The sequence below is a fragment of the Ktedonobacter sp. SOSP1-52 genome, assembly GCF_016587395.1.
In genome coordinates this window covers 171,384-182,461 of the sequence record NZ_BNJH01000004.1, presented here as the reverse complement: position 1 = coordinate 182,461, position 11,078 = coordinate 171,384, and the positions used below count along the sequence as shown (strand labels likewise).

Here is an 11,078-nt window from a genome sequence, read left to right as displayed (position 1 = left end):
CTCAATAAAGATGATATACTAATGAAATACCAGGGATGAGTTACAGCCAGAGAGAACCCAGAAGTGTCAGATCAAGACTCTGGGTCGGGCCTGTATGGGTTGGTGGCTGTGTGGTAGTGGGACTGTTCTTCCGTTGTCAGATTATTTCACGCAAGAGGAGCTATAACCTTGACACACTGTACCAGAGCACACTCTGTAGACCTCGGGAATGGCTATAGCCTGCTGTTTATGCAGGGCCAGGAGACATTGCCCAATCCGCCCGCGCGCAACTATGAATTGCCCGGCGATACGCTGCACTACGCACCCGATCGCCCCGGCGACGTTAAACACGTCAAATTGGATATCGCGCTGGACTTTGACCAGGAAGTGATCAGCGGTACCATCTACACAACCTTCACAGCTCTCTATGAAGAGGCCAAGAGCGTCACCTTTGATGCGATTGAGCTCTCGATTGATAAAGTTGCACTCGCAGATGGTCCAGAACTGAACTACAGTCTTGGCGAGAAGAAGTTGCATATCAAACTCGACCGCCCTTACAAGCATGGTGAAGAGTTTACGGTCGCGGTGACCTATCACACCAGGCCGCGCAATGGTCTGCACTTTGTTAAGCCCGCGTCCGAGGATCCCACGCGCCCGGTGCAGGCCTATACCTTTGGTCAGCCACAGTATCATTCCTACTGGTTCCCCTGCCATGATTCCCCCAACGACCGTGCCACAACCGAGTTCCTGGTGACCGCGCCCTCACAGTTTATTACCATCGCCAATGGTAACCTGTTGGAGGTCGTTGACAATGGCGAGACAAAGACGCACCACTGGCTGCATGCCGTGCCTCATGCCGCCTACCTAATCTCGCTCGTTGTGGGCGACTTTGCCGTGATCAAGGATGAGTATAAGGGCAAGCCGGTCTCCTACTATGTGCGTAAGGACCGCGCGGACGACGCGCGCCTGTACATGGGAAAGACCCCTGATATGATGGGCTTCTTCTCCGAGTATACCGGCGTCGAGTATCCGTATGACAACTATGACCAGACCGTGGTCGAGATCTATACGGGTGCCATGGAGCATACCACGGCCACGACGCATAGCTTTGGCTTGCTCTTCGACCAGAAGGCCAACCTGGATATGGCCCCCGAGTTCGTCTCGGTGACTGCGCACGAACTGGCGCACCAGTGGTTTGGTGATCTGGTAACCTGCCGCGACTGGCCCAATGCCTGGCTGAATGAAGGCTTCGCGACCTACTTCGAGCACCTGTGGACCGGCCATGACCAGGGTGAGGACTACTTCAAGTGGGAGATGTTGCAGACGCGCAAGGGTTACCAGAACGAGGATCGCCGCTATCGCCGCCCGGTTGTCTATCATAAATACTATAACCAGGGCTTTGAGCTCTTTGATGGACACATCTATAACAAGGGCGCCTGGGTCCTGCATATGCTGCGCAACCAGCTTGGGGATAGCGCCTTCCGCCGTGGTATCAAGTCGTACCTGGAGCGCAACCGTACGCGTGAAGTCATCACCGCCGACCTGGAGCGCGCGCTTGAGGAGGCCACGGGGCGTAGCCTGGCGCACTTCTTCCATCAGTGGATCTACAGTGGTGGCTATCCCGAGTTCGAGGTCAGCTATTCCTGGGATGGACAGCATAAACTGGCGAAGGTCAAGGTGCGCCAGGCGCAGAAGGTCGATGATCTGACGCCCTGCTTCAAAGTGCCAGCCGAGATCGCCTTTACCATTGCCGCCTCAGAGGGAAGCGACGAGACACGTACGATCCCGCTGCACGTCACCCTGGGTGAGGATGGCGAGGTCGAGCAGACCTTCTACCTGCCACTGGAGCGTGAGCCGGTGATGGTACGCTTCGATCCTGAGGGTCGCCTGCTGAAGTCGCTAAAGTTCGAGCGCCCCACTCATCTGCTCGTCTACCAGCTTGAGCATGACGCCGATATCCTGGGTCGGGTTGAAGCTGCCGAGGCTCTTGCCGACCGCCGTGAACCACAGGCGCTGACCGCTCTCACCAACGCGTTGAACAGCGATGCTTTCTGGGGCGTGCGCACCACCGCCGCCGAGGCCATTGCCAAGCACGGCACAGCCGAGGCACAGGATATCCTCATTCAAGCCTTTAGAGAGCTGGATGTGAAGGAGTACTCACGCGTACGGGCTGCAATTGCTACGGCCCTCGGAGAGTTTCCAGCGCACACCCATGGTGAGCTGGCCCAGCGCTCTGCCGAGGCTCTGCGTCCCGTGGTTGAGGACGGCGATGTAAGCTATCGCGTCGAGTCAGCATCTGCGGTTGCGCTGGGTAAAACGCGTACTGAAGGTAACATTGAACTGCTAACAAAGGCCCTGGAGCGCCCCTCCTGGAACTACAATGTACAGGGCGGCATCTTTAATGGCCTTGCCGCTACTGGCGATGATCGTGTCATTGACATCCTGATCGCCTACCTGAGCGATACGAGCAACTATATCATGCTTCGTCGCGGCGCGATGATGGCTTTCCTCACAATTGGTGGTCTACGCCATGAATATAGCGAAGCGGCGCGTCAGCGAGCTGTGACTGCCCTTATGCATGCCGCCGAGCATGATACCTGGGGGCCCGCCCGCGCCACCGCGGCCTGGGCCTTGCTCTCGCTTGGTGAGAAGCGTGCTATTCCGGTGCTGGAAAGCGTCGCCAGCCGCGAGACGGAGGATGGCGTGCAGCGAGCCATGCGCTGGGCCGCACACAACCTGCGTAGCAGCGACAAGGGCGAGGAGCAGCTTAACCAGGTGCGGAAAGATCTCGACGAGCTACGCGCTGAGAATCGCAAGCTCCGCGAGCAAGTCACAGGCCTGGAGGCCCGCCTCTCTTAAACAGTAGGACCTACATACATGATCTGGTACGAAGAAACGTGCCAGGTCGTTCTCTTTTCTCCAGGTTTCTTACGCGCCCACACTATCTAGAGATGGGGCCAGTGAAAATATTGGCGCAGCACTTCGCGCAGCCAGCTCTGTGTCAGGAGGGGCAGGACGATCACGACGAGTTTGTTGTAGTGCCAGGCTTTGCGAAATTGACCATGGATGGCGCAGGACATCGCTCGCGTCATGCCACAGCCGGGACAGCGGCGCTTGAAAATGAGGCGCGAGAGGCAGACTGGAGGATGGGCCTCAAGCCAGGAGGTCGGTACCAGGAAGAAAAGTAAGGGAAGAAGGATGAGCCATCCTGCCTTCCCTCGCGCAACGTGTTTCTCTATGCGCATAGCTGAACTACACATTGTTGCGGACGAGTGGCTGACCGTTGGCGTCAGTGAAGCTGCCCGATGCAATCATAATAATATCGATAAGCGCCCAGATGCCGCAGCCACCACCGGTAAGCAACATGGCGACGCCGGTACCAGTCTTACCAACGTAGAAGCGATGGATGCCCAGGCCACCCAGGAAAATTGACAGGAGCAGCGTTATCAACCAATCTTTTCCCTGCTGAGGATAGCCCGGCTGGGGATAACCCTGCTGGAAGGGAGGCTGCTGATAGCCCTGCTGGAAGGGAGGCTGCTGATAGCCCTGCTGAGGGTAACCCTGTTGGGGATAACCCTGCTGGAAGGGAGGCTGCTGATTTGGCTGCTGGAACGGAGGCTGCTGATTTGGCTGCTGGAACGGAGGCTGCTGATTTGGCTGCTGGAACGGAGGCTGCTGGCTCATAGTGAATAAGTCCCTTCATGGCTTAGCTTTAAGCGCTTTTTTTATTTTAAGTAAAGTAAAATGATTGTTGTGAATATTTGCTACTCACGAAGGAACTATAAGCGAGCAACTCATCAACTGTCAAGTATCAAGATATGCCTTTATAGAACGCCTTATAGATTCTTAACGCGCATTTTGCTCTATATGCTTACGATAAGGCATGAAGCATCTGAAAATATGCATCACGTAACCAGGGATGAAGGACTGCGAGCTGTTCGCGGCACTCCCACATATAGCGCAAATAGAAGAAGGTGGCCGCGTCCAGCGAGATTTCTAGCGCTGCTTGCATGCCTTCGTGAAAGGGGGCCTGTCCTGGTTGGTCCCAGGCCAGCTTGTCCGCTACGAAGAGCACTTTGTCGAGCTGGCTGGCGTCGCGCTTGAGTGTGGTATGGCACTCGACCGCGTTCAAGACCTCTGGTTGGATAATCTGAAAGACCTGGGCGGCGAGGACGCGTGAGAGCTTCTGGTGAACGATCATGGGGAAAGCCGCTTCTTCGGGCAGAACGGAAATACCCAACTGATAGGCTATTTTGACGCGTTCTGGTGTGGGGAAGATCGCGCTTACGTCGTGTAGCCAGCCTGAGACCTCGGCAAACTCCAGGTCCGCGCCAACCAGGAGGGCGACACGCCGGGCTTCTGTCGCGACCTCGCCACAATGTCTGGCTGTCTGTGGGCAACCGTGGACGATGAGAAAGGTGGCGACGTCGTGTCCTGTATCTCCTGTCAGGGTGATGGATTGGCGTAAATCTTCCAGGAGCGGCGAGGAAAGCGGTGCATCTTGCATCATGTTAGAGAGTATCCTGCTCTTTCTATACTGGCGCTTAAGGGCGTTCGGGTGTCTGATCGTTCAGGCGCTCAATTGCGCGCTCTGTGACTTCCAGCCCGGCTTTAAGTACCGCCTCTTTATACTCGCGTACCAGCATCTGGTATTCAAGCAGGCGAGGACGACGCGTTGGGCGCGAGGCGTACTGCTGTTTGACCCGTTCCATATAGGCTAATTGCTGGAGCAGGCTCTCACGATGATGCTGGAGGTGGTGAAGCGCGATCTCATCGCTGGTCTCACCACAGAAGAAGAGTTTAGTGAGAAATTCATCCTTGGTGAAGCGATCTGGAACCTCCTCTTCAAGCCATTGCTCAAGCTCGGTTTGTCCGGCCTCGGTCAGGCGATAGACCTTGCGATTAGGGCGCGCCGTCTGCACGATGACCTCGGATTCTACCAGTCCGGCCTGGCTTAAACTCTTGAGTGTGGTATAAATCTGGCTGTTGCCCGCGTTCCAGTAGCTTGCAATGGCGCGATCAAAGGCTTGCTTGATGTCGTAGCCACTCATTGGGTGCGCCCAGAGTAGTCCCAGGATAATATAGCGCAGACGGTTGCGCGCGGACGGTTCTCCCCCATTGGTTTCCGCTGGCTCATGTCTATCTTGCTCTAGTGGTTCGTGCATAAGCTCTTTCCCTACTGGCAACAGGCATTAGATTGTAACTCTCGATTTGCGTTCTCCATTATAGCATCTCAAGCGAGCTATCTCACTCCTCTTCGCGCTTGCGGCGCTCAAATCGCGTAGTGTGGGTGTATGGCAGTGGCAGGGCAAAGCCCTGCCACTGCCATACACCCACACTACAACTTTCACGCGATAGAAACGTAGTACCTCCAGAACGATACTTTCCTATGTGCCATATAACCGGTAAGATGGGAATGAGGAGAGAGAAGAGGCTTCGCTGGCTGTAACGCTTTGTTGGAGGATTTTAGATGGATGCCCGTTTTTATAACTCAGAGGATATCGATATTGAACGCCTTGCCAGAGACATGGTAAATGCCTACATGGCCCAGGGGTACCAGGCGCAAAGTATTGGTAATAAAGACCAGATGCTAGTGCAGTTGAAGAAAGGCGGTGATTTCGAGGCCATTATTGGTATGCAGGCCGCGCTCTCTCTGACGCTGCAGCGCACAACTGGTGGTGTGCTGGCGATGATTGGTCAGCAGAAGTGGATCGATAAGGCGGCTGTCGGAGCCGTGGGTATTGTAGCGTTGCCCATCCTCTGGCCGCTGGCACTGACGGCTGGTGTAGGTGCTCTGCGGCAGGCGAGCCTGAGCAACCAGGTGTTGAATATGACCGATGGCCTGGTGCGCCAGCAGCGCCCAGGAATCATGCCTGGTCCTGTCCCCTACCAATTGCTGCCCCAGGTGCAGCAGTCGATGACGCCTCCGGCAGGAGCGCAACAGCCGTACTATATTCCACAGAACCGGGATGTGCCACCGGCCCCACCTATGGCGAGGCCACCCCAGCCGATGATGCAGGCTCCCGCGACAGGTGGTTTGCGCTGTCAGAACTGTAATACGCCCTATGAGCCGGGTGATACCTTCTGCTCCGGGTGTGGTCGTTCGTTGACGCCTCCCAAACTCTACTGTTCACGCTGCAACTCGGAGGTCAAGGATGGAGCAGCCTTCTGTCCCAAGTGCGGAGCATCAACGTTCCATACGATTGCCTCACAGGCCGCATCTCAGCCTGCTCAGCCCACAGTACCGGCTCCCCAGCCACGCGTGACGTATACCCCGCCGACGCCGTCACCGGCGCCGCAACCAACCTATACACCTCCGACGCCACCACCGGCGCCAGTGTATACGCCACCACCCACACCAACCTATACGCCGCCCGCGCAGCCGCAGCCCAGTGTGGTGGAGTCGACAATCTTCCCAGGTCAGCAGCCATCGCAGCGGCCCGTGCCGCCGGAGTATGTGCCACCAACGCCGCAGAATCCTACAGTCGCGCCACAGCCGACAGTAAAGTATGTGCAGGGTACAGAGAAGAAGGAAGCGGCGCCCGCGCCCAAGAAGCCTGAGATCCAGTACTATGTGCCTTCAAATCAGCAGAGCCAGGCGACTGCTTCACAGCCTACTGTTCCCAACACGGCTCCTACACCTGCCCCCGCGAAGGAGACTCCCTCTCAGCAGCCTAAGAAAGAGGAGGTCTACTACACTCCGCCTGCGCACCTGCAACAGCAGATGCAGCAGAAGCAAGAGCAACAGGGCGGCAAGGCTAACCTGGTTCAGCCCGCGCAACAGCCTCCGTCGCCTCGTGCAGCTGGGCATGCTCAGCCTGCTCCTCACGTCTCCACCGCAGCAGGTCCAGCCTGGGGCGCGCTCATCTTTAGCGATGGCTCGCAGGTGCAGCTAAAGGGCGAGTCGGCCGCCGTTGGCCGCTACGACAATGACCTGGGTGGTATTCGCCCCGATGTTGATCTGAGCAGCAAGCAGGGCGCGGACACCATTTCACGTGTGCATGCCGCCTTTGAACATAGCGGAAACAACTTTACCCTGACTGACTTGAATAGTACCAACTCTACACGGGTCAATGGCAAGCGCCTGGAGCCCGACAATGCGACCCAGCTGAATGATGGCGATTCCATCTCCTTCGGCAAGGTCACCTGTACCTTCAAGAAGTTCTAACAAACCCGAAGAGTTTCAAGCGTAAGGGATATGCGTGAGAAAATGGCCGTGGCCATTTTCTCACGCATATCCCTTACGCTTCTAGTCTATTGACATTCGTGCTTGCACTCGTTAGACTACAGATAATTGCCGAAAAAGAAAATAGAGAGCATAGAAATAATCTGGCTACGAGCAGGAGGAGTAGACGCACACACCGCCAGAGAGAAGGGATCATTGGCTGCAAGTCCCTTTCGGTTGACGAAGCGTCGAAGGTCGCCTGGGAGTCTGAAAAGCACCCCATCTATTTAAGAGGGGGAATTTTCACGGATGTGTCCGTTATCGCACCCATGAGGATCAATCGCACAGATTGATCGAACAAAGGTGGTACCACGAGTCATGTCCTTTCTCGTCCTTTACGAGGAAGGCTTTTTTTATTATGTTAAACAAGAACGCAGACGTTTCCACCACCCATTAACCTACGCCGGGTAAGGGTGTGTGGATGCTGATGTGTCGCTAAGCGACACATCAGCATCCACACACCCTTACCCTCGCGAAGCGCCGCAGGCGCTGAGAAGTTAAAAAACAAGAGGAGTCAACATGGCTGAGCAGGAGCAGAATACACTCACAATGCCCACTCCATCCGCCGCCGATCTTCCCAAGGCCTATGAGCCCCAGGCAGTCGAGGCGAAATGGTATCGCTTCTGGGAAGAGGGAGGCTACTTTAAGCCACGCCCCAATCCTGAGCGCAAGCCCTTTGTCATTAGTATGCCTCCGCCCAACGTGACGGGCGCGCTGCATCTGGGACATGGTATTACCTCCACCGTTGAGGATATCCTGATCCGCTACCATCGCATGCTGGGCGATGAGACGCTCTGGGTTCCGGGCGAGGACCACGCCGGTATCGCGACCCAGACCGTTGTCGAGCGCCTGATCGCCAAAGAGGGGACCGACCGCCATAAACTGGGGCGTGAGGCCTTTTTAGAGCGTGTCTGGCAATGGGTACACCAGTATAAGGGACGCATTCAGGACCAGCATCGCCGCCTGGGCGCTTCCTGTGACTGGTCGCGTGAGCGCTTTACCCTCGATGAGGGGCTCTCTCACGCTGTGCGCGAGGTCTTCGTCAGCTTGTATGAAGAGGGACTGATCTATCGTGGCGAGCGCATCATCAACTGGTGTCCCCGTTGTATGAGCGCCCTGTCTGACCTCGAGGTCAACCATGTCGACACCCCTGGAAAGCTGACCTATGTGCGCTATCCGCTCAAGCCAGTTGAGGGCGAGAGCGAGACGCGCTATATCAGCGTCGCGACCACGCGACCCGAAACCATTCTGGGTGATACCGCGATTGCCGTGAACCCCAAAGATGCACGCTATAAGGATATTGTTGGACGCCTGGCCATCGTACCCGTAGTTGGACGCGAGATTCCTATCGTCGCCGACGAGGCCGTGGACCTGGCCTTCGGTACCGGCGCGGTCAAGGTCACGCCCGCGCACGATCCCACCGACTTCGAGATTGGTTTGCGCCATAAGCTGCCCGCCGTACAGGTCATCGGCTTTGACGCTATTATGACCGAAGAGGCTGGTCCCTACGCGGGCCAGGATCGCTACGAGGCGCGCAAGAACCTCGTTGCCGAGCTTGAGCGCCAGGGTCTCGTGGTCAAAATCGAGGATTATAACGTGCCGCTGGGTCACTGCCAGCGCTGTGACACCGTCGTTGAGCCACTGATTTCCAAGCAATGGTTCGTCAAGATGAAGCCTCTGGCGACCCCCGCCATTGGCGCGGTGAAGCATGGCCTGATTCGCATCGTACCCGAGCGCTTCAACAAGACCTATATGGATTGGCTGGAGAACATTCATGACTGGTGTATCTCGCGCCAGCTCTGGTGGGGCCACCGTATCCCGGTCTGGTACTGCGAAACCTGTGGCGAGATGTCGGTCAGCCGCGAGGATGTGACGGCCTGTTTGCATTGTCATAGTACGGCTGTACGCCAGGACGAGGATGTGCTGGATACCTGGTTCAGCTCATGGCTCTGGCCCTTTAGCACGCTTGGTTGGCCTGAGGATAGCGCTGACCTGCGCCGCTACTATCCAACGGCAGTCATGGAGACTGGCTACGACATCATCTTCTTCTGGGTTGCGCGCATGGTCATGGCGGGCATCCACTTTATGGGAACTGTGCCCTTCAGTACCATCTACCTGCACGGCCTGGTACGCGATGCCAAGGGTGAGAAGATGAGTAAGTCGAAGAATAACGTCATTGATCCGTTGGAGGTCATGGACAAGTTTGGCACCGATGCGCTGCGCTTCACCCTGGCTACCAGTAGTACGCCGGGCAACGATATGAAGCTGATTGAGGAGCGCATTGTTGGTAACCGCAACTTTGCCAATAAGATCTGGAATGCCTCGCGCTTTGTGCTTATGTCCACGGCTGAGGTCGGTGGTGGCGTCCCCAATATTAGCGTGGTCAGGCCTCGTACCCTGGCCGATCGCTGGATCTTGCAGCGCCTGAATCGCCTGACGCAGTCTGTGACACGCTTGATCAACGATTTCCAGCTTGGCGAGGCTGGACGCCAGATCAATGACTTCTTCTGGTCCGACTACTGTGACTGGTATGTTGAGAGCGCCAAGGTCCAGATGCAGGGTGACGAAGCGACACGCCAGTCGACCACGGCCATCCTGCGTGCCGTGCTGGACCAGAGCCTGCGCTTGCTGCATCCTTTCATGCCTTTTGTCACTGAGGAGGTCTGGCAGCACCTCTACCGCCTGACCGAGTCTGATCAGAGCAAGTGGCCAGCCTCGGCGCTGATCATCGCCCCCTGGCCAACCGCCCAGGAGCAGTTCGTCGATGAGGAGGCCGAGCAGCAGTTTAGCCTCTTGCAGGAAGCGATCACGCGTATCCGCGATGCGCGCAACCAGATGAACGTTGAGTCAGCACGCCGCATCCCGGTCATCATGGCTGCAGGCGAGTATGTCACGATGCTCAAGGAGCAGAGCCCGCTCATCCAGTTCCTGGCGCGCACCGAGGAGCCACAGTTGCATGTAGCTCTGGAGAGCAAGGTCGAGCAGGCGATGGGCCTGCTAGCTGGCAACGTCGAGATCTACCTGCCTCTAGCTGGTATGGTCGACATTGCTAAGGAGCTTGAGCGAATCGACAAAGAGATCGCCCAGGCTCAGCAGGAACGTGCGCGCTTGCAGGGCAAGCTCTCCAACGGAAACTTCGTAGCCAAAGCCAAGCCCGAAGTAGTTGCCAAAGAGCGCGAGAAACTCGCCGCCCAGGAGGAGCGCGTCGTCAAGCTCGAAACCCGCCGCGCCCAACTCGCCGGCTAAATAAATATTCGCACGCAATAAAAAGGGAGGAGTGTGGTGCCAGATCTGGCACCACACTCCTCCCTTTTTATTGCGTGCTGTGACTCCCTTTCTTAGTAGTATGGCGCAGGCGCGAAAGGGAGCGTTTGAGTGTTTAAAAGGGCTTGACTTTGGGGGGGAATGCAGGTATATTTGTAGATATCTCAACAATATTTTGTCTAGAATGAGGTGTATTGGATGACCGCCATTGCTCGCTAGAGCGCGGTGGACTGCTTCTTTAAGAAACTTTGCTGATATGCTGTGCTGCTCAAGGCACGGGGCAAATAGTCCTACTGCGACTACACACATGACAACTTTATAATGCATAAGCTTCTCTCCGCCGTAAAAGTGGGGATATAGCTTGGTATGTATGCGCTGGAGCCTCTGCCAGTGTCGGTTGTTTATGCTTTTTGTTAGTCGCGTTATCAGCATATTCCTGGAGTACTTGACTCCTGACTCTTCTGAGCATCTCCACACGCTCTCCCCTACATCATTTTCCCTTCTTTGTGTGTAGCTTTGTGTGCTGGCTTATTGTAAGCCTTTCTGTCTATTCCTGGGTCGCTTTCTGCCTTTTCAGGCTTACGGCGCGTCGTGTGCTGAATGATAACCA

General features: G+C 56.2%; 6 protein-coding genes, 1 pseudogene and 1 other annotated feature. Of the genes and pseudogenes, 3 read left to right on the top strand and 4 right to left on the bottom strand.

Annotated elements, in window-relative coordinates; genetic code table 11:
- The first annotated feature begins 168 nt into the window (after positions 1–168).
- A complete protein-coding gene (locus JMJ16_RS35905; protein WP_201389471.1) occupies positions 169–2,838 on the top strand; it encodes a M1 family aminopeptidase in 2,670 nt (889 codons plus the stop codon).
- A gap of 86 nt (positions 2,839–2,924) precedes the next feature.
- Here the strand turns inward: JMJ16_RS35905 and JMJ16_RS35900 are convergent, their stop codons facing one another.
- The 4 genes and pseudogenes from JMJ16_RS35900 to JMJ16_RS35885 all read right to left on the bottom strand — a co-directional run bounded on the left by JMJ16_RS35900 (position 2,925) and on the right by JMJ16_RS35885 (position 5,144).
- Positions 2,925–3,224: a DUF2752 domain-containing protein gene (locus JMJ16_RS35900; protein ID WP_201389469.1), complete on the bottom strand. Its 300-nt coding sequence runs from the start codon at positions 3,222–3,224 to the stop codon at positions 2,925–2,927.
- Positions 3,225–3,231: 7 nt separating this feature from the next.
- Positions 3,232–3,465, bottom strand: a pseudogene (locus tag JMJ16_RS57495) (TM2 domain-containing protein); the annotation flags it as partial.
- A gap of 385 nt (positions 3,466–3,850) precedes the next feature.
- Complete coding sequence (locus JMJ16_RS35890) at positions 3,851–4,489, bottom strand: HD domain-containing protein (protein ID WP_201389465.1); 639 nt, start codon at positions 4,487–4,489, stop codon at positions 3,851–3,853.
- Positions 4,490–4,523: 34 nt separating this feature from the next.
- Positions 4,524–5,144: a PadR family transcriptional regulator gene (locus JMJ16_RS35885; RefSeq protein WP_201389463.1), complete on the bottom strand. Its 621-nt coding sequence runs from the start codon at positions 5,142–5,144 to the stop codon at positions 4,524–4,526.
- A 305-nt stretch (positions 5,145–5,449) separates the two neighbouring features.
- Here JMJ16_RS35885 and JMJ16_RS35880 point away from each other — a divergent pair, with 305 nt between their 5' ends.
- Entirely contained in the window at positions 5,450–7,147 is a 1,698-nt protein-coding gene (locus JMJ16_RS35880) for an FHA domain-containing protein (RefSeq protein ID WP_201389461.1), read from the top strand.
- Positions 7,148–7,305: 158 nt separating this feature from the next.
- Positions 7,306–7,543, top strand: a binding site (T-box leader).
- A gap of 180 nt (positions 7,544–7,723) precedes the next feature.
- A complete protein-coding gene (locus tag JMJ16_RS35875) occupies positions 7,724–10,450 on the top strand; it encodes a valine--tRNA ligase (protein WP_236601872.1) in 2,727 nt (908 codons plus the stop codon).
- The last annotated feature ends 628 nt before the right edge of the window (positions 10,451–11,078 follow it).